Origin of the sequence: Agrococcus beijingensis (assembly GCF_030758955.1) — a bacterium.
Lineage (GTDB): Bacteria > Actinomycetota > Actinomycetes > Actinomycetales > Microbacteriaceae > Agrococcus > Agrococcus beijingensis.
The window spans coordinates 2,072,664-2,093,647 of sequence record NZ_CP132360.1 but is presented as its reverse complement, the minus strand read 5'-3'; the positions used below and the strand labels follow the sequence as shown (position 1 = coordinate 2,093,647).

The window sequence follows — 20,984 nt, the reverse complement described above, 5'->3', positions numbered from 1 at the left end:
GGGGGCATGAGGTGGGCAATCATCGGCGGGATCCTGGCCCTTGTGGTCACGGTGTATGCGCTGGTCGACCTCACGGTCACCGACGATCGGCGCATCCGCCGCCTGAACCGGGTGCTGTGGGTCGTCCTGATCGTCGTGCTGCCCGTGATCGGGCCGATCGCGTGGCTCGCGTGGGGCAAGGGGCCGCGCTCCGACGCGCGCCCGATGGCGCCCGACGACGACCCCGCCTTCGGCCGCTCGAGCGACGTGACCGACGCCGAGGCCGACCGCCGCATCGCCGAGCTCGAGCAGCAGCTCGCGGCGCTCGACGCCGAGGACGCCGACCGGCCGACCCCCGTGCCTCCGGTCTCCGACCCCCTGGCGCCGACCGTGCCGGGCACGCCCGGCACCCCCAGCCCGCCCAGCACGCCCGTCATCGAGGTCGACCCCGACGCCGACGCCGCCGCTGATGATGTCGACGGGTCTGGCCGCCGCTCGCCCGACGACGGCGACGGCGCGCGTGCCTGAGGCCCTTCCGGCCGCCGCATACGCCGATCGACTGGTCGCCGCCCTCGCCGCCGCAGGGGTCGCCGATATCGTCGTCTGCCCGGGTTCGCGCTCGCAGGCGATCGCGCTGGCAGCGGCGCGGATGGCGCGCGCCGGCGCGCTGAGCCTGCACGTGCGCATCGACGAGCGCTCCGCCGCCTTCCTCGCGCTCGGCCTGGCGCGCGAGACGCGCCAGCCGGCGGCCATCGTCGTCACCAGCGGCACCGCCCTCGCCAACCTGCACCCGGCGATGCTCGAGGCGCACCACAGCGACGTGCCGCTCATCGCGATCACCGCCGATCGCCCGGCAGAGCTGCAGGGCATCCGCTCCAACCAGACCACCCGCCAGCCGGGCATCTTCGGCGAGGCGGCGCGCGTCGTCGTCGACGTGGGGGCGGATGCGCTGCTCGACCCCGAGGGCGACGCGGTCGCCGCCGTGGCAGCCGCCCTCGGATGGCGCGACGACGCGCACACCGAGCCCGGCCCGGTGCAGCTGAACGTCGCCTTCCGCGACCCGCTCTCGGGCGGCGAGCCCGCGGTGCCGGTGCCGGTCGAGCGCGTCGGCCGCCCGCCGATGCCCACCTCGGTGCTGCGGCCCGCGCCCGGCACCGTGGTGCTCGCCGGCGCCGACGCGGGCGCGGCAGCGGTCGACGTCGCCGAGGCGATCGGCGCGCCGCTGATCGCCGAGCCGACCTCCGGCGCCCGCTTCGGCCCCGTGCTCGTGCAGCACGGCCGCGACGTCATCGGCCGGCTCGGCGCCGACGTGCGCCGGGTGGTGGTGATGGGCCACCCGACCCTCTCGCGCGCGGTGACCGGCCTCATCCGCCGCCCCGACGTCGAGGTGGTGGTGCTCGGCCGCGCCGGCCTCGACAACGTGCGCGGCACCGGCGTCTCGACGGTGCTCGCGGGCCGCATCGAGGTCGAGGAGGCCGACGAGGCCGACCGAGGCTGGATCGACCGCTGGGTGGGCGCGGGCCGCGCGCTCGCCGCCGAGCGCGATGCCGAGCGGGCCCCCGACTCGGGCCTCAGCCGCGCCGACTACGCGAGGGCCGAGCTCGCCGAGGGCCGCACACGCCTCTCGCGCCGCGACCTCGTGACGCAGGTGTGGGAGCGCACCTGGCCGCACGACCGGCTGATGGTGGCGGCCTCGCGCCTCATCCGCGAGCTCGACGCGTTCGCGAGCCCCAAGGCGGTGCGCGCCCACGCCAACCGCGGTCTCGCGGGCATCGACGGCACCGTCAGCACCGCATCCGGCATCGCCATCGCCCATGAGCGCGACGCCACCGGCGGCCTCACCCGGCTGCTGATCGGCGACCTCGCGCTGCTGCACGACGCGGGCGGCCTGCACGTGCCGCCGGGCGAGGAGCGCCCGCGCCTGCAGATCATCGTCGGCAACGACAACGGCGGCAGCCTCTTCGAGCTGCTCGAGGTCGCGGGCACTGCCGACCCCGACGATTTCGCCCGCGTGCAGCGCACGCCGCACGACGTGAGCCTCGAGCACCTCGCGGCGGCGTACGGCTGGCCATACGATCGCGTCACGGATCGGGCAGGGCTGCGTCGGGCGCTCTCGCAGTCGACACCGGGCATCATCGAGGCAGTGCTGGAAGGAGACGCCGATGCGCAGCAGCTCTGATCGCTCGGGCGAGGCCGCCTCGATGCTGCACGCCGGATCGACGATCGTCATCACCGGCGGCGCCAGCGGCATCGGCCGCCTGGTCGCGCTCGGCGCGGCCCGCAAGGGCGCGCGCGTGATGCTGTGGGATAGCGACGAGGCCGCAGCGCGCGCGGTCGCGACCGAGGTGCACGCCACCGGTGGCCGCGCCACCGTGGTCGTCGTCGACCTCGCCGATGCCGACGCGATCGAGCTGGCCGCCGCCGAGACGCTCATGCTCGGTCCGGTCGACGTGCTCGTGAACAACGCGGGCGTCGTCTCGGGCAGGCCGCTCACGCAGCTGAGCACCGCGCAGATCGAGCTCACCATGCGGGTCAACGCGATCGCGCCGATCCTCGTCACGCGAGCCCTGCTGCCCGCGATGCGCGACGCCGGCCGCGGCCGCATCGTCACCGTCGCCAGCGCGGCGGGCTTCATCGGCGTCGCCGGCCAGACCGACTACGCCGCCAGCAAGTTCGCGGCCGTCGGCTTCATGGAGTCGCTGCGGGCCGAGCTGCGCAAGGAGCGGTCGCCGATCACGACGCTCACGGTGGCGCCGTTCTACATCGACACCGGCATGTTCGCCGGCGTCACCACCAAGGCCCCATCACTGCTGCCGATCCTGTCGCAGGCGACCGTCGCGACGCAGATCCTCGGCGCGATCGACTCCCGCCGCACGCTGCTCGCGCTGCCGCCGCTCGTGCGACTGGTGCCGGCCATCAAGGTGCTGCCGGTGCGAGTGGCCGACTGGGTGGCGGATGCGTTGGGCGTCAACGAGGGCATGGAGGGCTTCACGGGCCGCACCGGTGCCGTCTCGCCCGCCCGCGTCGACGAGGCGGGCCGCTGATGCGCTGGCCGTGGCAGCGCCGCAAGGCCGAGCTGCCCGCTGTCGAGCACGTGCACGAGCCGGCCCAGCCGCGCTGGGCGCTGCCGCGCACCCTCATCATCCTGCTGTCGGTGATCGCCGTGATCGCGTCGCTGATCCTCGTGAACCAGGTCGCCTCGTTCGTCGCGCCGATCTTCCTGGGCTTCAACCTGGTGCTCGCGGTGATGCCGCTGCAGCAGGCGCTGCTGCGCGCCGGCGCCCCGCGCATCGTCGCCGCGCTCGCGTTGCTGCTGACGGTCTACGCCTTCCTCGTCGCCCTCTTCTGGTCGATCTACTGGTCGGTGCAGTCGCTCGTCGCCGAGCTGCCCGGCTACTCGGCCGAGTTCAACGCGCTCTACCAGCAGACGCTCGTATGGCTCGAGAGCCTCGGCGTCTCGCAGGACGAGGCGCTGCAGCAGCTGCAGAACGCCTTCAGCCCGAGCGCGATCGCCAGCGCCATCGGGGCGATCGCCTCTGACGCCGGCGTCGTGCTCGCCTTCCTCGCGACCCTGTTCGTGGTGGTCTTCTTCCTCGCCTGGGATTCGATGTACCTGCCCGAGCGCATGCAGCGCATCGCGATCACGAACCCCGGCATCGTGCGCGGCGTCGACCGCTTCGCCGCCGGGGTGCAGCGCTACTGGGTGGTCACGACCCTGTTCGGCCTGATCGTCTCGGCCCTCGACCTCGTCGCCCTGACGGCTCTCGGCGTGCCCCTCGCCCTGGTGTGGGCCGTGTTCGCCTTCGTGACCAACTACATCCCCAACATCGGCTTCGTGATCGGCGTGGTGCCGCCGACGCTCATGGCGCTGCTCGCCAACGGCCCGGTGAACGCGCTGCTGACGGCGATCCTCTTCAGCGTCATCAACTTCGTGATGCAGTCGCTGATCCAGCCGAAGGTGGCCGGCGACGCGGTGGGCGTCACGCCGGCGACCTCGTTCCTGTCGCTGCTGGTGTGGGCGTTCGCGCTCGGCCCGATCGGCGCGCTCATGGCGCTGCCGGCGACGCTCGCGGTGAAGACGCTGCTCGTCGACCCCGACCCGAAGCTCGCCTGGGTCTCGAAGCTGATGTCGAACAAGATCGATCCGCTGCCGCCGCCGCGGCTGGGGCGCGCCGTCTCTCCGGGCATGCGGCCGCGCACCAAGGAGACGCCCCCGCCCGCGCCGAAGCTGCCGGGGCGCTGATCGGGGCTTCGCCCCGGCGCTGACCACTAGTGTCAGCGCATGACCGCCATCACCGATGCGCTGCGCATCACCCGCTCCGTCCGCCTCGACCAGGTGGATCCGCGATCCACGCCCGGGTTCGAGGGCGACAAGCTCGCCGGCGTCGAGGCGCTCGCCGCCGGTGCCGGCCACCTCTCGCAGCTCCAGGAGCGCCTGTTCGCCGCCAGCAAGGCCGGCGAGGAGCGCTCGGTGCTGCTCGTCGTGCAGGGCATGGACACCTCCGGCAAGGGCGGCATCATGCGCCACGTGCTCGGCCAGGTCGACCCGCAGGGGGTGAGGATCACCTCGTTCAAGGCGCCCTCGGATGCCGAGAAGCGGCACGACTTCCTGTGGCGCTTCGAGCCGGCGCTGCCCGAGCCGGGTCAGATCGCCGTCTTCGACCGCTCGCACTACGAGGACGTGCTGATCCACCGCGTGCGCGGGTTCTCGGAGCCCGACGTGATCCAGGAGCGCTACGGCAAGATCGTCGAGTTCGAGCGCGGGCTCAGCGAGCGGGGCATCACCGTGATCAAGGTGATGCTGCACGTCTCGTTCGAGGAGCAGGGCGCACGGCTGCTCGAGCGGCTCGACCGCCCCGACAAGCACTGGAAGTACAACCCCAACGACGTCGAGGAGCGCACCCGCTTCCCCGACTACATGGAGGCGTACCAGATCGCCATCAACCGCACCGCCCGCGCTGCGGCTCCCTGGCACGTGGTGCCCGCCGACCGCAAGTGGTTCGCGCGGCTGGCGGTGCAGGAGCTGCTGGTCGAGGCGCTCGAGGCGATCGACCCGCAGTGGCCGGAGGCCGACTTCGACGTCGCCGTCGAGCGCGCGAAGCTGATCGCCCTGGGCGGCGTGCCGCAGCCCGAGGACGCGGAGGCCGAGGCCAAGGAGAAGGCGAAGGCCAAGGAGAAGCGGGCCAAGAAGGACAAGAAGAAGGCGAAGGCCGCGAAGGAGTAGCTGCTCTCGCGCTCGCGCTCGCGCCCCGCTACGGCAGCGGGTCGGCCAGCGCGTCGGTGATGGGGCGCAGCTTCACGGCGGTCTCCGCGAGCTCCGCCGCCGGGTCGGAGCCCGCGACGATGCCGGCGCCCGCGAACGCCCGGATCTGCCCGTCGGCGGCGATCTCGGCGCCGCGCAGCGCGATCACCCACTCGCCGCCGCCATCGCCGTCGATCCAGCCGACCGGCCCGGCGTAGCGGCCGCGGTCGATGCCCTCGAGCTCGCCGATGATCGCCAGCGACGCCGCCCGCGGCGTGCCCGCCACCGCCGCCGTCGGGTGCAGGCGGGCGAGCACGTCGAGCGTCGAGCGGTGCTGCTCGAGCGTGCCGGTGATGTCGGTCGCCAGGTGCCAGAGGTTGGGCAGGCGCAGCGGGAACGGCTCCGACGCCCGCGCGTCCGGCGCCAGCTCGCGCAGCACCTCCATCGCCGAGTCGGCGGCGAAGCGGTGCTCGCGCAGGTCCTTGTCGCCCGAGGCGAGCGCCTCGGCGATCTCGGCGTCGCGCGCCGGCGTGGCACCGCGCGAGGCGGTGCCGGCGAGCACGCGCGAGAAGAAGTGGCCGCGGTCGGCGGCGACCAGGGTCTCCGGGCTCGCGCCGATCACGCCGTCGACCGCATACGTCACGGCATCCGGGTAGCGCTGCACGAGGCCGACCGCCACCGAGCGCACGTCGCCGTCGGACGGCAGCTCGCCGATCCGGTCGCGCGCCACGACGATCTTCTCGGCATCACCGGCGCGGATGCGCTCGGTCGCCTCGCGCACGATCGCCCGGTATCGCTCGCCGTCGATCGCGCCGTCGGTCAGCTCGACGCGCACCTCGTCGATCGCGGTCGGGTGCAGGCGGCCCTCGTCGCCGATCCACGTGACCCACTCGTCGTCGCCGCGGCGTCCCACCACCATCTTCGGCACGATCAGCACGCTGGTCGCGGCCGAGTCGTCGGCGAAGGCGAACGCGCCGAACGCGACGAGGCCCGTCCCGGGCACGGCGACCGCGTCGTCGACGTGCGCGTCGCGCGCGATCGCACGCCACGCATCCGCCGCATCGGTGAAGCGGTGGGGGCCGTGGAACTCGAGCCGCATGGCCACGCCCCGGCCGACGATGCCGTCGGCGCCGCGCCGGATCGCGAGGGGGGCGCGCGGGTCTGCGTGCTCCAGCAGGCGTCCGGGCTCCGCGCGCTTGGTGCGCACCCGAAGGCCTGGCATGCCTGCCACCCTACGCCGCCGCGCGACCTGAGCGGAGGCCGAGGGAGGCGCGAGCCGGCTCGCCTAGGATGGGCTGTGTGAGCCGAGCAGACATGCAGAAGGACCCGGAAGAGGTCGCGGGCATGTTCGACGCGACCGCCAAGCGCTACGACCTGCTGAACTCGCTGCTCTCGGGCGGCAACGACAAGCTCTGGCGCATCCACATGCAGCGCGCCGTGCGGCCGCAGCCGGGCGAGCGGATCCTCGACGTCGCCGCGGGCACCGGCGCCTCCGCCGCGCCGATGGCGAAGGCGGGCGCGCTCGTGACCGCGCTCGACATCAGCCAGGGCATGCTCGAGGTGGGCCGCGAGCGGCACCCCGACATCGAGTTCGTGCACGGCTCCGCCGAGGAGCTGCCGTTCGACGACGACCTGTTCGACGCGGTCACGATCTCGTTCGGGCTGCGCAACGTGCAGCATCCGCGCGCCGCGCTCAGCGAGTTCTACCGAGTGCTGAAGCCGCAGGGGCGCCTCGTCATCTGCGAGTTCTCGCAGCCGCCCGTCAACGTCGTGCGCAAGGGCTACGAGCTCTACCTGGGCACGATGCTGCCCGGCATGGCCAAGCTCGCCAGCAGCAACCCCGAGGCCTACCGCTACCTGGTCGAGTCGATCCGCTCGTGGCCCGACCAGCAGGCGCTCTCGCAGTGGATCCGCGGCGCCGGCTTCACGCGCGTCGCCCACCGCAACCTGACGATGGGCGTGGTCGCCCTGCACCGCGGTCGCAAGCCCAGCGAGCAGACGGGCGCCCTGCGCCTCGCGAAGCACGCCGATGCGGGGGAGCAGGACGCCTGATGGCCACCATCGCCGAGACCTTCGGTCTTCGGGGGCCGCGCTTCGCACCGCCCGCTGCTGCGCGCATGATCGACGCCGTCGAGCAGGGGCTCGAGGTCGTCGAGCAGCGGCTCGGCGCGCACCTGCAGATCGCCGACCCGGTGGCGGATGCGGTGACGCGCTACCTGCTCGAGGCCGGCGGCAAGCGGGCACGACCGCTGCTGCTGCTGCTCACCGCGCACCTCGGCGACGGCATCAGCGATGACGTGCTCTCGGCTGCCGAGCTGGTGGAGATCACGCACGTCGCGAGCCTCTACCACGACGACGTCATGGACGAGGCGGAGACCCGACGCGGGGTGCCCTCGGCGCACGTCGCCTGGAGCAACTCCGTGGCGATCCTGGCCGGCGACCTGCTCTTCGCCCGGGCCGGCCGCATCGCCGCGCCGCTGGGCGCCGAGGTCGCCGAGCTGCAGGCGCGCACCTTCGAGCGGCTCTGCCTCGGCCAGTTGCACGAGACGCTCGGCCCTGGCGACGCCGACCCGGTCGAGCACTACCTGCAGGTGCTCGCCGACAAGACCGGCTCGCTGATCGCCGCGGCCGCCGAGTGCGGCGCGCTCGTCGCCGGCGCCGACGCTGCGCACCGCACGGCGCTGCGCGCCTTCGGCGAGCGCATCGGCGTCGCCTTCCAGCTCGTCGACGACGTGATCGACCTCTCGGCCGACCCGCAGACCGGCAAGGACCAGGGCAACGACGTGCGCGCCGGCGTCGCGACGCTGCCCGTGCTGCTGCTCGGCCGCCGCGACGACCACGCCGCGCGGTCGCTGCTCGCGCGGCTCGAGGCCCCGACCTCCGACGCCGACCTGGCGGCCGCGGTCGCCGAGCTCGCCGAGCACCCGGTGGTCGACGAGACGATGGCCGAGGCCGAGCGCTGGCAGCGCGAGGCGCTCGCCGCGCTCGAGCCGCTGCCGGCGGGCACCGTGCGCCAGGCGCTCGAGGCCTTCGCCGAGAAGGTCGTCTCGCGCACCCGCTGACATCCGCAGGACCGGGCGGCCGCGCCGCCCTCGCATCGCAAGGAGAACCGTGAGCGCACCGCTCCGCATCGCCGTGGTCGGCGCCGGCCCCGCCGGCATCTATGCCGCCGACATCCTCAAGAAGTCGGCCGCGACGTCGGGCCGCGAGGTGCTCATCGACCTGTTCGAGCAGCTGCCCGCGCCCTACGGGCTCGTGCGCTACGGCGTCGCGCCCGACCACCCGCGCATCAAGGGCATCATCGCGGCGCTGCGGGAGGTGCTCGAGTCGGGCGTCGTGCGGCTGTTCGGCAACGTGCGCTTCGGCCACGACATCGCGCTCGCCGACCTCGAGCGGCTCTACCACGGCGTGATCTTCGCGACCGGCGCCACGAAGGACGCCCCGCTCGACATCCCCGGCATCGACCTGCCGGGCTCCTACGGCGCCGCCGACTTCGTCTCCTGGTTCGACGGCCACCCCGACGTGCCGCGCGAGTGGCCGCTCGAGGCGAAGGAGATCGCGGTCATCGGCAACGGCAACGTCGCGCTCGACGTCGCCCGCATGCTGGTGAAGCACCCGGCCGACCTCATGCCCACCGAGGTGCCCGCCAACGTCGTCGCCGGCCTCGAGGCATCGCCCGTCACGGACGTGCACGTGATCGGCCGCCGAGGCCCGCTGGGCGTGAAGTTCACCCCGCTCGAGCTGCGCGAGCTGGGCGAGCTGCGCGACGTCGACATGATCCTGCACGACGAGGACTTCGGCGTCGACCCCGACGAGGAGACCCAGAAGCAGAACAAGCAGATCCTGGTGATCTCGCGCGTGCTCGACCAGTGGCGCCAGCGCGAGGTGGGGCAGGCGTCGCGCCGGCTGCACCTGCACTTCTGGTCGAAGCCCGACGCGGTGCTGGGCGACGGGAAGGTCGAGGCGCTGCGGGTCGAGCGCACACGCCCGACGCCCGACGGGCTGGAGCGCACCGGCGAGTTCCGCGAGATCCCCGTGCAGGCCGTCTACCGCGCGGTGGGCTACTTCTCGTCGCCGCTGCCGGAGGTGCCGTTCGACGAGCGCCGCGGCGTGGTGCCGAACATCGCCGGCCGCGTGCACGACGGCTCGCGGCCGATGCCCGGCATGTATGCGACCGGCTGGATCAAGCGCGGTCCCGTGGGCCTCATCGGCCACACGAAGTCCGACGCGAAGGAGACCATCGAGCAGCTGCTCGGCGACGAGCACTCCTGGTGGGAGCCGGAGGACTACGACGCGGATGCGGTGCCGTCGCTGCTGCGCGAGCGCGGCGTCGCCTGGACCGACATCGCCGGCTGGATCCGCCTCGACGACCACGAGAAGGCCCTCGGCGAGCCGCACGGCCGCGAGCGCATCAAGGTCGTGCCGCGCGACGAGATGATCGCGATCTCGCGCGACGAACGCTGAGGTGGAGCTCTCCGGCTACCTGCTGATCGGGCTTGCCGCCATCGGCGCAGGCGCGATCAACGCGGCGGCCGGCGGCGGCACGCTCATCACCTTCCCGGCCATGCTGGCCGCCGGCATGAGCCCGCTGGCGGCCAACATGACGTCGTCGATCGGCCTGCTGCTGGGCACCATCGGCGGCGCGGTCAGCTACCGCGAGGAGCTGCGCCGGCAGCGTCGTCGCTTCGTGGCGAACGCGCCGTTCGCGGCGATCGGCGGTGCGGTGGGCGCGGTCGCGCTGCTGCTCACGCCCTCCGACGCCTTCACCGCGATCGTGCCCTGGCTGGTGCTGGCCGCGGCGGCGCTGTTCGCCGCGCAGCCGCTGGTCGCGAAGCGGCTCGGACGCTCGGCCGACGACGCCTTCGACACCGGCTCCACCGGCGGCTGGGGCGCGAAGGCGGCATTCGTGCTGATCGGCGTCTACGGCTCCTACTTCGGCGCCGGCATCGGCGTGATGATGCTGGCGATGCTGGGCCTGCTGATCCACGACTCGCTGCAGCACCACAACGCGCTGAAGAACGTCATGGCCGGCGTCATCAACGGCACCGGCGCCATCATCCTGGCGTTCTCGCCACTGGTGCACTGGGGCATCGTCGCGATCATGCTCGGCTGCTCGCTCATCGGCGGGCTCGCGGGCGGCTGGCTCTCGCGCCGCGTGCCGAGCTGGCTGCTGCGCGTCGTCGTCATCGTGTTCGCGCTGGCGGTGGCGCTGACGATGCTGCTCGCCTGACCCGAGCGAGCAGACGGAGCGGCGCTACTGCAGCGCCGACGTGAGTCGGGCGACGTTGTCGAACAGCTGGGTGATGCGCGGCCGAGCCAACCACGCGTCGAGCGTGAGCTCCGTCGACTGCAACCGGTACGCATCCGCCGTGCCCTGCAGCTGCGTCACGAACGACGCGCCCTCGATGAGCATCGACACCTCGAAGTTCAGGGCGAACGAGCGCATGTCGATGTTCGACGAGCCGATGATCGACACGTGGTCGTCGAAGGTCATGAACTTCGAGTGCAGCACCGTCGGCTTCGCGAAGAGGGTGATCTTCACGCCCGCCCGCAGCAGCTCCTCGTAGTACGAGCGCTGCGCGTGGTAGGTCCAGAACTGGTCGCCGATCTCGCTCGCGAACAGCTCGACCTCGACGCCGCGCAGCGCCGCCGACGTGATGGCGTAGCGCATCGCCTCGTCGGGCACGAAGTAGGGGCTGACGATCGTGATGCGCTCCTCGGCGGCGTGCACCAGCTCGAGGAAGACGCGCAGGTTGATCTCGCCCTCGAAGCCGGGGCCGGAGGGGATGACGGATGCGTTGAGGTCGCCCTCGACGTTCTGGGGCTCGACCGCGAGCTCCACCAGCTCGTTGGTCTCGGCCCACCAGTCCGACCAGAAGAGCACGCCGAGCGGGGTGACGGGCGGGCCGACGAGCTCGACCCAGGAGTCGCGCCACTGCAGGCCGCGGCGGATGTTGCTGCGCAGCAGATACGACGGGTCGATCAGGTTCAGCGAGCCGGTGAAGCCGACGGTGCCGTCGATGATGATCAGCTTGCGGTGGTTGCGCAGGTCGGGTCGCTGCCACTGGCCGCGCCACGGCCGCAGCGGCAGCATGTCGCGCCACTCCGCACCCATGCCCTCGAGCCGCGCGATCGTCTCGCGGCGGCGCGGGTAGCGCGCGCTGGTGAGGTGGTCGACCAGCACCCGCACGGTCACGCCGCGGGCACGGGCCCGCTCGAGCGCCGCGAAGAAGACCTCCGTGCGCTCGCTCGCCACGATCAGGTAGAACTCCGCGTGCACGTAGTGCTGCGCCTCGTCGATGCGCCGCGCCATCGCCTCGAGCTGCGCGTCGAACTCGCCCCACATGATCGCCTGTGCCCGGCCGAGGTGCGGCATCGAGGTCAGGCTGCGGTTGAGCTCGATGATGCTGCCGAGCCAGTCGGGACGGTCGCGCGCGGTCGCGTCGTCGATGTCGAGGGTGTTCTCGCCGATCAGCTCCTGGATCGCCGACATCTTGTCGCGGCGGCCCTTCGACAGGCGGGTGTTGCCGAGCATCGCGAAGGCGATCCAGCCCGCGATGGGCTGGATCATGATGATCAGCAGCCACGCGATGCCGGATGCAGGGCGCCGGTTCGAGGGCACGACCGCGAGCGCGAGCAGGCGCAGCGCGATGTCGACGACCAGGTAGGCGCCGCCGAGGAACTGCGAAAAGGTCAGCTCCACGGGCTCAGGGGTCTCGAGTGCTGACGGACCGCGTCAGCGGAAGTTGATGAACTGGAGGTCGATCTCGAAGTCGCCGGCCTTCAGCAGCCGGATCGTCTCCTGCAGGTCGTCGCGGCTCTTCGAGGTGACGCGCACTTCGTCGCCCTGGATCTGCGTCTTGACGGCCTTCGGGCCCTGCTCGCGGATGAGCTTGGTGACCTTCTTGGCGTCCTCGCTCGAGATGCCGTCCTTCAGGGCGACCTCGATGCGGAACTCCTTGCCCGAGGGGTAGGGCTCGCCCTGGTCGAGCATCTTCAGGTCGATGCCGCGCTTGATGAACTTCGTCTGCAGCACGTCGAGCACGGCCTTGACGCGCTCCTCCGAGGAGGCCTTCAGCAGCAGCTTCTCGCCGCTCCACGAGACGTCCGCGCCGACGCCCTTGAAGTCGTAGCGCTGCTCGACCTCCTTGCGCGCCTGGTTGACGGCGTTCTCGGCCTCCATCTTGTCGACCTTGCTGACCACATCGAACGAGGAATCTGCCATGCCCCGATCCTAGGCTGTCGCCCGCCCGCGCGGTTCCCGGTCCGATCGCTAGACCCGTTCCACCAATCGCGACCTGGTGCACCGGGTCGGATTCGGTGGAAGGGGTCCGTGTTCCGCGTGGCCAGATGAGTCGCGACATCGGTCGCAGCGACCACCCGCGCAGCAACGCAGAAGCCCCGCTCGAGGCGGGGCTTCACATGCGTGGCGAGTGAGGTGTCTGGGTTCATGACATAGGTCTCACTTGATAGGTCCCAGCCACCGAGCGGCTACACCACTTTATGGGGCACTACTCAGCGCTGGTGGTGCAGCTCGACGTACACCAACGGCGAGTCCATTAGCTGTGCCGAACGGTAACGGCACCGATCCATGCGAAGCCCGCACGTCCGGACGTCCCGCGTGGCGGCTGCGCCGCCTAACGGCACGAGCGCAACGACGCGGGAGATGGTGGGGGCCACTCTGCGGGTCTTCGCATAGCGACCGTCAGTCGGCTCGCACAGGCACACGCGACCTCATGGAACTAAGACGTCTGCGAGACGCGATCCTGTGCGGCGCGGCATTCGGAACAGTTGACGGGCCAGACCTGCGTACAGTCGAGGCAATGGCGGGGCGCATTCTTGCCTCGGCCCAGGTGTGAGGAGCCCTCGTTGTCCGAGAAGATCGAGATCCGGAAAGCCTTCATGCGTAAGCAGCGACATCTGCTCGCTGCGATGGAGATTGTCCCCGCGCTGACCGATCACGGAACGAGCATCGGGGAGGAGTCAGAAGCGAACTGGCTTCGTGTGCTGCGCGAGTTCCTGCCGGGCCGTTATGGCGTCTCGAAGGGATTTGTAATCGACTCAGTCGGCCAGATGAGTCAGCAGATCGACGTCCTAATCTACGATCCGCAGTACACGTACCTCTTCGCCGAGACCTCTAGCGGTGACCTTTACATTCCCGCTGAATCCGTCTACGCCGTCTTCGAGGTTAAGCAGGAAATCAATAAGTCCCTGCTTGATTATGCCGCGGAGAAGATCGCAAGTGTCAGGCGATTGCACCGGACGTCAGTGGAGATCGTTCATGCGGGCGGCACCTTCGCTGCTAAGCCGCCGATCGATATCATCGGCGGCATGCTGACCACGAGGAGCGGCTGGTCGGGAGTAGACGGCCGTGCCGCGGCCGAAGCGCTGATGTCGCTTACGGACGATCGCCGCGTTGATCTCGGGTGTGCCTTGCAAGCGCTTTCGTTCGAGCTTCCGCTCGATCGGAGTGAAAGCATCCTGTATAGCGAGGCAGACACGACGTTGATCTTCTTTCTGTTAAGACTATTCGACCGCCTCAGAGGTGTGGGCACAGTGAGGGCGGTCGACATCGACGCGTATATGGCAGCACTCGACTTGAATGAGTAACGCCGTCGTACAGCGAGGTCGGCGGGTCGTCGTGACGTGACGTCGGGCACCGGAACGCTGGCGCCGTGAACGTTCGGTCACATGGAAGCTCAGTTGGTGGTTCCGCGTGCCTGTCAGCACGTGCGACCCCCGTCAGCGTGGGGACTCAACGTGGAACCTCGGGCGAGTTCTCAGAGGCGAGGTCCCCCCTCGGCTTGAAGCCGGCTGGGGCCACGACTGGCCCTCATCAGCTCGCCGGCGGCGGCCCTCGTACGGTCCTCTGCCGTCGGCCAAAGATGACCATAGGTGTCGAGCGTCGTCGTTGCCTTGGCGTGCCCGAGAGCGCGCTGGACCGTCACCACATCGCACCCGGAGGCTATGAGCCCTGACGCGTAGAAGTGGCGGAGGTCGTGGAGGCGAAACGGCTCTACGCCGGCATGCTCCAGAGTCTTGCGCCACCAGTAGCCGACCGTGTTCTGATGCGGGGGCTCTCCCTTCGGGCCCGTGAAGAGCCACTGCTCCCGGCCCCGCACGCCGAGTTCATCCGCGTGACGAGCGATCATAGTCGAGAGGTCATCGGCGATGGACACGATGCGCTCGCTTCCGTGCTTCGGAGCACTGAGCGCGATCTGCCCCGAGACCGCTCGCTGCACCTGACGGGCGACGTGAAGCTGTCGCTTGAGGAAGTGGACGTCGCCGAGCTGCAGCGCAGCGGCTTCGCCCAGGCGAAGTCCGGCAAAGGCGCACACTGCGATGAACAGGCGGAAGTGTTCCGGTGCGGCGTGAAGGACAACGCCCACCTCGTCGGGCGAAGGAATGCGCATCGCGTGCTCGGCACGACGGATGCGCGGGAGTTTCACCCCATCCGAAGGGTCATGAGAGATGAGTCGATCCCGCAGCGCGCCGCGGAGCACTGAGCGCACGTTGCCCACTCGTGTGCGGATGGTCGAAGCGGCGAGCCCATCGGCCTGCATGCGCTTCACCCACGTCTCCACGTGGGAGCGACGAACGTCTCCGATAGAGATCGAGGCGAAGGAGCAGGTGCGGACTGCCAGCGACATCGCTGTCACGGTGTTGTCAGCCCAGACCTGACGCTGCGACCACTCCGCGAAGAACGCCTCCACGGTGACGCGCGCGCGTCCCGGGTCGACATAGGTTCCCGTGACCACAGAAGCGGTCACCTCATCCAGCCACGCCTGGGCGTCAATCTTGCGCTTAAAGTGCTTCGCGTGCTCCTTCCCTCCGCTGTCGCGGTAGCGTGCGCGCCAAACCCCGTTAGGACGCTTCTGGACGCTCATCGCGGATGCTCTCCTGCTCCGAGTAGTAGGTGACAAACGGCCCCATCGGTTCGGTCGGCATGGGACCCGACTCGACCTCCTCCCGGAGTGCCGCTATCTCGATCTCCTGGCGGTGAAGCTCATCCAGCCTGGCGCCGTCTTGCTCCAGCCAGTCCCGGATCGCGTCCGGATGCAGCTCAGCTAGTTGATCGGTGCCGACTTGGTCGGCGGTCAAGGCGAGGTCTTCCTGTGCCCGTCGGAACGCACCGTACGCGGTCCTCAGGTCGTCCCAGAGCTCGCTGACTCGACGCATCTCGCGTTGGACCTGCGAGGCGCCGTCGCCCCAGAGCAGCATGCCGAGCGGGAAGCCGCCGAGAGCGGACCCGAGTGAGGTGGCCTCCGCGAGCCGGAGGGGGCGGTCGCCCTTCTCGACCGCCCAAACGGTCGACTGAGACCACTTGTGTCCTAGGGCCTTCATCTTCGACGCCAGCTCCTGCTGCGTCATGTCACCTCGAAGACGCGCGAGGTTGCGGCCAATCTGCTGATCCATGCTCATATCCGCACAGTACTGGGTTTCCGAGTTGACATCAACTCGATAGCGTGTTGTACTGGGTTTCACGTTCAAGTCAACTGAGATTGGAGATGCCATGGTCACTGTGTTGCTGACGATGGAGGAGGCCGCGGCGCGCCTGCGCAAGTCGAGGCGTCAGCTCGAGTGGATGATCTACAGCCGCCAGATCAGGTCTGCGCTCATCGGGGGTCGTCGGATGTTCAGGGAGAGCGATCTGCATGCGTTCATCGAGGCCGCCTTCGAGATGCAGGACGCGGCGTGAGCCAGATCCGCGGCCTGGTCGGCGGGTTCGCCTCGCGCGGCGGCGCAGTGCTGCTCGCGGGGGGTGGTGTCTGATGGCGCGCAAGTACGCGGCGATCAAGCAGTCGCTGTTCTCGGACCCGAGCTGGCGCTCTCTCTCCACGTCGGCGCAGCACCTGTACCTCGTGCTGCTCGCGAACCCGGGCCTGTCCTACGCCGGGGTGCTGGACTGGAGGCCCAACCGGATCTGCCGTCTCGCCAGCGACTGGGACGAGGCCGACGTCAATCTCGCTGCCGTCGAGCTGAGCGATCACGGGTGGATCGTCATCGACGAACTCAGCGAGGAGGTGCTGGTCCGCTCGTTCCTCCGCCACGACAGCGTCCTGGAGCAGAAGCACCTCTCGGTGTCGATGATCAAGGCTTACGGGGAGGTCGCATCTGCGTCCATCCGGGCGGCGATCATCTATGAGCTGAATCGCCTGCACTTCGAGAAGCACGATCTGAAGTGCTGGTCTGAGCAGAGGATGCTCGAGATCCTGGCGCATCCCTCGATGGATGGGAAGGCGCTTGCCCGTCAGTTCGAGCCTCGGGGCGTGCTGTCAGCCCTGGCCCCAGCCGCTTAGTCAGCGCCTCGTAGGCCTGAAGAGGAGTCCCCCTCCAGCCCCCCTCTGCACCTACACCTCCAACTCCAACTTCATCTGACACCTATCTCCCCGAGGTCGCTTCGTGATCCTGTGGATAACTGCGTCGGGCGGCTCGATCGGCTGGTCAGGGCTGATGACGCATTAACCTCAACGGCGGCATCTACGCTTGCCCAGGCGAGTCGCTCCCTGCGCTCGTCGGCAAGGGGGAGTGGTTTGGCGGCCGAGTCGACTACGGCTGGACCCAAGAAGTCCACGCGTCCTCACCATCCTGGAGCAGCAGGGGCGGCTTCGCCTGACACGCGAAGGTCGGTTAAAGAGATCGTTCCCGAGTTGCTCGCGCTCAGCATCGTTGCACTCGCCATCGCGGCAAGCTCTTCGATGCTTCTTCGTGCGGACACTGACCCGATGGCGCTGATTGTTGCGGCGCGTCGGGCCGGCGAATCGGTCGCGGGCCATATCGCACTCATCTTCGGGGTGTTGATACCCGTACTGCTCGGCTTTTACGCCCTCATCGTCGGCCAACAGCTCGTGGACGACCCCATCGGGGCCTCGCGGACTAGGCGCAAGCTCGCTCTCCTCGCCGAGGCCGTGACTGCCAGTTTCGTGCCGGCCTTCGCCGTTGTCGCCCTGTACGCCGTCAGCGCCCCGAGCCGCGCCAGCATCCTGTTGGTTGTCGGTCCGGCCGCGTTCGTGACACTTGCCCTGACGGTCATGCTCGGCCGCATGGCCACCTTCGACCCCGAGCAGCAACTGGTGGAGGCCAAGATCACGATGGATTGGGCGCGTCGACGCTTGGAGCAACTCGGTCTGGCCGCGGCCGGACCGACGTGGGCCGCTCTGCTCGTGAACGTGCTGGCAGCATCCGCAGCCGCGGTCGTCGCTCAGTGGGCCGTCACAATGGCTGCCCCCAGGCTCAGCGACGTCGCCGTGTTTGTCCTTGCGTCCTGCCTGCTCGTGGGAGCGTGCTGGATCGCGTCGTCGATACACAGCTCCGGGAGAGGGCTGGACGAGCGGATACCGATCTGGGGGATGCCAGTGGCGCTGACCGCCGGGAGCTTGGCGGCGGCGGTGTCGTCGGGTCTAGAAATGGTGATCGCGGTCAGCACTCTGATCGTGGTCGTCGCTGGGTCGACGCTCTGGCCGGCTTCGAGGTCGGACGTGCGCACGATCGATTTGACGCTTCGCGGCGCCGGACAGCGCACTGGCGTCAGAACCGTCGCTCGCGTGCTGAAGCAGTCGAAAGCCGACGTCGCGCGCATCGAGGCTGTTCTGCAGTCTCGTCGTCCATCGTCCTGGCGCTGGTTGCGGCGTGGTCTTCGCGCCCGGGTCCAGGGCTAATACGCAGGCGCGTCCCGTCAGCGCCCAGAGGAATCGAGCCAAGTGCTTCTGCTGTGGCGAGCTGTCGCCAATAGCGCCTACGAAGTCCGAAAGCGAAGCGCTCGAGCGATGTGACCGTCGACATGGCTCACGAGCCACCGATGCGACCGCTGCGCCACGAGCCAGTTGAATGACACGTTGCGCCCCAGCACGTTGTCACCGATCACAAGAGCTTCGCCGGTGACAGCGGAAACGTCACTGTTCGAGTCTGATCGCGCTCGCCGAAAGGGAGGACGGAGCCGTCACCGGTGATCGGCTGATCCGTGCCAAAGTCGATCACGTGCCAGCGCTTGCGCTCGAGCTGCAGGCCGCTGAGTCGAGGAGCTTGTCGGTCCAGCGCCTCAGCCAGCGACAGTCGGTCACCAAGGCCCATCTCCACGAGCTCGATCGAGCCGTCCATGTTGCCGGTCGCCGCTGGAAGCGTGACGCTCGCCTGGTCGGCGTATCGTCCTCGCTCAACGTGCATGTCCAAGAACGCGATGATCACGGCTCTGCCCGCGCGATTCGGATCTCCGCCGGTGGCGAGCGCGCCCAGAGCAGGGACGGCCGCATTCTCGATCTTCCCGTACTCGCCCTCGAGATCGTGCGTCACGACGAACGTGCGATACGCATGGCCAATGACCGTTGCGTCGCCGAGAGCGCGCACGCCGTCGATCTTGTGCTCCATGTCCCACACATGCACCTGCCTGCGGGCGTTGGACCACGCTTCGAGATAGCCGCGAGTGACCATGTGTGCGCGCTTGACAGCCATGGGCCAGCGGGTGACGCTCGGCTTCCGTCCATGCGGCGGCCGGCCTCAGTGCGCGGTCTGCTGAGTAGGGGGAGGGAGGGTAGGAAGCGGTACGCGCTCCGGCCGCTTCGCGTTCTGGTGCTCGCGGCCTGTACGGGTCTGGGGGGTTTTTTCGCGTACCCGCATGTCGGCACTGACTCGTGGTTGCACCTGTGTGCAGGGACTCGTCTGAGGCTGCGGACGGAGTGGCTGCTGAACAGCACGCCCCGAGGAGTGCAGTTTGCGTCGGGGCGGACCGCACCTGTGACGTGCGGCTGCATCTCGCTCGCCTCCGCCAACTCAGCGGCCGCATCGTGCGCATCGCCCCGGTCGGCCGGAGTGACGGGACCCGGTCAGCGCGCACTTCCCGATACGACCTCGACGACAAGCGGGTCGAGGCGCACCGGCTCAACGACTTGAGCATCCACATGCCGACACGCCTGACCGGCAACCTCGGCGCCGGTCACTAGCCTGACCCGCGGCGAAGGGGTCTCCCCTTCGTCGGTGTCCCTCCTCGGCGGTATTTGGTCAGTCGGCGAACTCCTCGGTGACCGCTGCCGCGACCGCCTCTCGAAGGGATCGAACGTGTTCGACATCCCAAGCATCCGGGTCAGGGAAGCTCCACTCGATGAGTCGCTTGGGCGTGCCGGGGATGTTGAGTCCCGGTTTCATCGCGACGACGACGTCGGCGCGCTCGACGTCCTCAGCCGTCACCTTGCGCGGCACGCGATCCGTGATGTCGAGTCCGAGCTCGGCGACGGCAGCTGCGACCGCTGGGTTTACCGTGTCGGCGGGCGCGAACCCGGCCGAGGCGGCTGTGTAGCGCTCGCCAGCGAGGAGCTCGAGCAGCGCTGCGCCGAGCTGCGATCGTCCGGCGTTGTGCGTGCAGAGGAAGAGGACGGTGGGTGTCGTCACGAGTTCGGCTCCTTCGTTCGGATGCGGCTCCACTGCTGGCTCGCGACCTGGACGGCGTCCCAGGGTGATCCGAGCGGTGGTGTGTAGGACAGGTCGAGCTCGCCGATCTGCTCGACGGTCAGGCCTGCGAACAACGCGGTGGCATAGGTGTCCACGCGCTTCGCTGTCTCCGTGCCGAGCCTGCCCACCAGTTGTGCTCCGAGTAGGCGGCCGTCGAGCTCGTCGCCGGTGATGCGGATGCTGATGGGCTGGGCACCCGGGTAGTAGCGCTTGTGGTCATCGGCGACCGCCGCGGCCGTGCGGGGCGTGAGGCCGACGACGCGGGCCTCATGGTCGCGGAGACCCGTCCGGGCGGCGACCACGTCGAAGACCTTCACGACCTGCGTGCCGACGCTCCCGGCAAATCGGGCGTCGCCACCGACTGCGTTCTCGCCGGCGGTTCTGCCCTGCTTGTGGCTGGTCGTGCCGAGCGGCAGGTAGGTCTCGCCGAGCAGGCGATGATGGGTGATGACCCCGTCGCCGGCGGCCCACACGTTCGGCAGGCCGGTGCGCATCGCGCGGTCGACGACCACGGCGCGCCCCGCGCCGAGTCGTGCGCCAGCGCGTTCGAGCAGCTCGGTGTTGGGGCGGACGCCGACGACCACGAGCACGAGGTCAGCAGCGCGCGAGAAGGGCTCGCCGCGGCGAGTGCCGCGGACGACCACGCCGCCGTCGGTTTTCTCGACGCCGACGACGGTCGAGTCGGTGAGCACCTCGACGCCGTGCCGCTCGACCTCGGTGCGCACGATCGAGCCGAGCTCGGAGTCCAGGGTCGAGAGCACTTGAGGGCCGCGCTGGATCTGCGTGACGGACAGGCCGCGCATGGTGAATGCCTCCGCCATCTCGAGGCCGACATACCCGGCGCCGACGATGATCGCGCGCGTGGGTTCGCGCTCGTCGAGGAATCGCTCGAGCGCGAACGTGTCGCCCATGGAGTGCATCACGTGCACGCCGTCCTCAGGCGTGAGCGCGTCGAGCCCAATGATGCCCGCGTGCGCCGGAAGCGCGCCCGTCCCGACGATCAGCTCGTCGTAGCGCACCTCGGAGCGGCGGCCTCGCTCGTCGCGGACGGCGAGGAGTCGTCTAGTGACGTCGATCTCTGTAGCGAGCGAGTTCAGCCGTAGGTCCATCCCGGTCGCCTCGAGGTCTGCGAGCGTGCGGTGCGCAAGTGACTGCCACGGCTGCACCTCGCCGGAGATGTAGTACGGGATCCCGCAGATGGAGAAGTTCGGGTACGAGTCGGCGACGACGACGGTGACGTCGACGGACGGGTCGAGCTCGCGTGCGCGCAAGGCCGCGGAGATGCCCGCGTCACTGCCTCCGATGGCGACGACGTGCATGG

At 69.7% G+C, this 20,984-nt stretch carries 21 protein-coding genes; 13 read left to right on the top strand and 8 right to left on the bottom strand.

Features of this window, described 5'->3' with window-relative positions; genetic code table 11:
* Positions 1–6: 6 nt before the first annotated feature.
* Genes Q9250_RS10155 through Q9250_RS10135 form a run of 5 tightly spaced genes read left to right on the top strand, consistent with a single transcriptional unit; the run spans position 7 to position 5,203 of the window.
* Complete coding sequence (locus tag Q9250_RS10155) at positions 7–507, top strand: PLDc N-terminal domain-containing protein (RefSeq protein WP_306231792.1); 501 nt, start codon at positions 7–9, stop codon at positions 505–507.
* Positions 500–2,158: a 2-succinyl-5-enolpyruvyl-6-hydroxy-3-cyclohexene-1-carboxylic-acid synthase gene (gene menD / locus Q9250_RS10150; RefSeq protein WP_306231791.1), complete on the top strand. Its 1,659-nt coding sequence runs from the start codon at positions 500–502 to the stop codon at positions 2,156–2,158. Before Q9250_RS10155 ends, menD begins: the two co-directional genes overlap by 8 nt.
* A complete protein-coding gene (locus Q9250_RS10145; RefSeq protein ID WP_306231790.1) occupies positions 2,142–3,023 on the top strand; it encodes an SDR family oxidoreductase in 882 nt (293 codons plus the stop codon). The genes menD and Q9250_RS10145 overlap by 17 nt, the downstream gene beginning before the upstream one ends.
* Entirely contained in the window at positions 3,023–4,222 is a 1,200-nt protein-coding gene (locus tag Q9250_RS10140) for an AI-2E family transporter (protein WP_306231789.1), read from the top strand. Before Q9250_RS10145 ends, Q9250_RS10140 begins: the two co-directional genes overlap by 1 nt.
* A gap of 39 nt (positions 4,223–4,261) precedes the next feature.
* The gene (locus tag Q9250_RS10135; protein ID WP_306231788.1) at positions 4,262–5,203 is read left to right on the top strand and encodes a PPK2 family polyphosphate kinase; all 942 of its coding nucleotides are present in this window, start codon (positions 4,262–4,264) and stop codon (positions 5,201–5,203) included.
* 28 nt (positions 5,204–5,231) lie between these two features.
* Here Q9250_RS10135 and Q9250_RS10130 read toward each other — a convergent pair whose 3' ends face one another.
* Complete coding sequence (locus Q9250_RS10130) at positions 5,232–6,443, bottom strand: isochorismate synthase (RefSeq protein WP_306231787.1); 1,212 nt, start codon at positions 6,441–6,443, stop codon at positions 5,232–5,234.
* 68 nt (positions 6,444–6,511) lie between these two features.
* On the opposite strand from Q9250_RS10130, the gene ubiE reads away from it, so the two are divergent.
* Genes ubiE through Q9250_RS10110 form a run of 4 tightly spaced genes read left to right on the top strand, consistent with a single transcriptional unit; the run spans position 6,512 to position 10,451 of the window.
* Positions 6,512–7,273 (top strand): bifunctional demethylmenaquinone methyltransferase/2-methoxy-6-polyprenyl-1,4-benzoquinol methylase UbiE, encoded by a 762-nt coding sequence (gene ubiE, locus Q9250_RS10125; protein WP_422665039.1) that lies wholly within the window; start codon positions 6,512–6,514, stop codon positions 7,271–7,273.
* A complete protein-coding gene (locus Q9250_RS10120; protein WP_306231785.1) occupies positions 7,273–8,283 on the top strand; it encodes a polyprenyl synthetase family protein in 1,011 nt (336 codons plus the stop codon). The genes ubiE and Q9250_RS10120 overlap by 1 nt, the downstream gene beginning before the upstream one ends.
* Positions 8,284–8,332: 49 nt before the next feature.
* Positions 8,333–9,685 carry an FAD-dependent oxidoreductase gene (locus Q9250_RS10115; protein ID WP_306231784.1) on the top strand — a complete coding sequence of 451 codons (1,353 nt, stop codon included), beginning with the start codon at positions 8,333–8,335 and terminating at the stop codon, positions 9,683–9,685.
* 1 nt (position 9,686) lies between these two features.
* Complete coding sequence (locus Q9250_RS10110; RefSeq protein WP_306231783.1) at positions 9,687–10,451, top strand: sulfite exporter TauE/SafE family protein; 765 nt, start codon at positions 9,687–9,689, stop codon at positions 10,449–10,451.
* A gap of 24 nt (positions 10,452–10,475) precedes the next feature.
* Here Q9250_RS10110 and Q9250_RS10105 read toward each other — a convergent pair whose 3' ends face one another.
* Positions 10,476–11,924: a phospholipase D-like domain-containing protein gene (locus tag Q9250_RS10105; protein ID WP_306231782.1), complete on the bottom strand. Its 1,449-nt coding sequence runs from the start codon at positions 11,922–11,924 to the stop codon at positions 10,476–10,478.
* 33 nt (positions 11,925–11,957) lie between these two features.
* A complete protein-coding gene (locus Q9250_RS10100; RefSeq protein ID WP_306231781.1) occupies positions 11,958–12,446 on the bottom strand; it encodes a YajQ family cyclic di-GMP-binding protein in 489 nt (162 codons plus the stop codon).
* Between the two features lie 644 nt (positions 12,447–13,090).
* On the opposite strand from Q9250_RS10100, the gene Q9250_RS10095 reads away from it, so the two are divergent.
* Positions 13,091–13,831, top strand: coding sequence for a DUF6602 domain-containing protein (locus Q9250_RS10095; RefSeq protein WP_306231780.1), 741 nt, complete (start codon positions 13,091–13,093; stop codon positions 13,829–13,831).
* A gap of 170 nt (positions 13,832–14,001) precedes the next feature.
* Here Q9250_RS10095 and Q9250_RS10090 read toward each other — a convergent pair whose 3' ends face one another.
* Both Q9250_RS10090 and Q9250_RS10085 read right to left on the bottom strand, forming a co-directional pair.
* Positions 14,002–15,108 (bottom strand): tyrosine-type recombinase/integrase, encoded by a 1,107-nt coding sequence (locus Q9250_RS10090; RefSeq protein WP_306231779.1) that lies wholly within the window; start codon positions 15,106–15,108, stop codon positions 14,002–14,004.
* Positions 15,086–15,637: a helix-turn-helix transcriptional regulator gene (locus Q9250_RS10085; protein WP_306231778.1), complete on the bottom strand. Its 552-nt coding sequence runs from the start codon at positions 15,635–15,637 to the stop codon at positions 15,086–15,088. Before Q9250_RS10085 ends, Q9250_RS10090 begins: the two co-directional genes overlap by 23 nt.
* A 97-nt stretch (positions 15,638–15,734) precedes the next feature.
* Here Q9250_RS10085 and Q9250_RS10080 point away from each other — a divergent pair, with 97 nt between their 5' ends.
* The 3 genes from Q9250_RS10080 (at position 15,735) to Q9250_RS10070 (ending at position 17,880) form a co-directional block, all read left to right on the top strand.
* Positions 15,735–15,920 carry a helix-turn-helix domain-containing protein gene (locus tag Q9250_RS10080; protein ID WP_306231777.1) on the top strand — a complete coding sequence of 62 codons (186 nt, stop codon included), beginning with the start codon at positions 15,735–15,737 and terminating at the stop codon, positions 15,918–15,920.
* 73 nt (positions 15,921–15,993) lie between these two features.
* Positions 15,994–16,521, top strand: a complete 528-nt coding sequence (locus Q9250_RS10075) for a hypothetical protein (protein ID WP_306231776.1) — start codon at positions 15,994–15,996, stop codon at positions 16,519–16,521.
* Between the two features lie 351 nt (positions 16,522–16,872).
* Positions 16,873–17,880, top strand: coding sequence for a hypothetical protein (locus tag Q9250_RS10070; protein WP_306231775.1), 1,008 nt, complete (start codon positions 16,873–16,875; stop codon positions 17,878–17,880).
* Positions 17,881–18,082: 202 nt separating this feature from the next.
* On the opposite strand, the gene Q9250_RS10065 is transcribed toward Q9250_RS10070, so the two are convergent.
* The 3 genes from Q9250_RS10065 to Q9250_RS10055 form a co-directional block, all read right to left on the bottom strand.
* Positions 18,083–18,670 carry a hypothetical protein gene (locus Q9250_RS10065; RefSeq protein ID WP_306231774.1) on the bottom strand — a complete coding sequence of 196 codons (588 nt, stop codon included), beginning with the start codon at positions 18,668–18,670 and terminating at the stop codon, positions 18,083–18,085.
* Between the two features lie 546 nt (positions 18,671–19,216).
* Positions 19,217–19,603 (bottom strand): arsenate-mycothiol transferase ArsC, encoded by a 387-nt coding sequence (locus Q9250_RS10060; RefSeq protein ID WP_306231773.1) that lies wholly within the window; start codon positions 19,601–19,603, stop codon positions 19,217–19,219.
* The gene (locus tag Q9250_RS10055; RefSeq protein WP_306231772.1) at positions 19,600–20,982 is read right to left on the bottom strand and encodes an FAD-dependent oxidoreductase; all 1,383 of its coding nucleotides are present in this window, start codon (positions 20,980–20,982) and stop codon (positions 19,600–19,602) included. Before Q9250_RS10055 ends, Q9250_RS10060 begins: the two co-directional genes overlap by 4 nt.
* Positions 20,983–20,984 lie beyond the last annotated feature (2 nt).

Excerpts from the sequence above, each read along its gene's own strand:
- Q9250_RS10155 (WP_306231792.1), top strand. The coding sequence starts at position 7 with ATGAGGTGGGCAATCATCGGCGGGATCCTGGCCCTTGTGGTCACGGTG.
- Q9250_RS10145 (WP_306231790.1), top strand. The coding sequence starts at position 2,142 with ATGCGCAGCAGCTCTGATCGCTCGGGCGAGGCCGCCTCGATGCTGCAC.
- Q9250_RS10140 (WP_306231789.1), top strand. The coding sequence starts at position 3,023 with ATGCGCTGGCCGTGGCAGCGCCGCAAGGCCGAGCTGCCCGCTGTCGAG.
- Q9250_RS10135 (WP_306231788.1), top strand. The coding sequence starts at position 4,262 with ATGACCGCCATCACCGATGCGCTGCGCATCACCCGCTCCGTCCGCCTC.
- Q9250_RS10130 (WP_306231787.1), bottom strand. The coding sequence starts at position 6,443 with ATGCCAGGCCTTCGGGTGCGCACCAAGCGCGCGGAGCCCGGACGCCTG.
- ubiE (WP_422665039.1), top strand. The coding sequence starts at position 6,512 with ATGGGCTGTGTGAGCCGAGCAGACATGCAGAAGGACCCGGAAGAGGTC.
- Q9250_RS10120 (WP_306231785.1), top strand. The coding sequence starts at position 7,273 with ATGGCCACCATCGCCGAGACCTTCGGTCTTCGGGGGCCGCGCTTCGCA.
- Q9250_RS10100 (WP_306231781.1), bottom strand. The coding sequence starts at position 12,446 with ATGGCAGATTCCTCGTTCGATGTGGTCAGCAAGGTCGACAAGATGGAG.
- Q9250_RS10090 (WP_306231779.1), bottom strand. The coding sequence starts at position 15,108 with ATGAGCGTCCAGAAGCGTCCTAACGGGGTTTGGCGCGCACGCTACCGC.
- Q9250_RS10085 (WP_306231778.1), bottom strand. The coding sequence starts at position 15,637 with ATGGATCAGCAGATTGGCCGCAACCTCGCGCGTCTTCGAGGTGACATG.
- Q9250_RS10080 (WP_306231777.1), top strand. The coding sequence starts at position 15,735 with ATGGTCACTGTGTTGCTGACGATGGAGGAGGCCGCGGCGCGCCTGCGC.
- Q9250_RS10075 (WP_306231776.1), top strand. The coding sequence starts at position 15,994 with ATGGCGCGCAAGTACGCGGCGATCAAGCAGTCGCTGTTCTCGGACCCG.
- Q9250_RS10065 (WP_306231774.1), bottom strand. The coding sequence starts at position 18,670 with ATGGCTGTCAAGCGCGCACACATGGTCACTCGCGGCTATCTCGAAGCG.
- Q9250_RS10055 (WP_306231772.1), bottom strand. The coding sequence starts at position 20,982 with ATGCACGTCGTCGCCATCGGAGGCAGTGACGCGGGCATCTCCGCGGCC.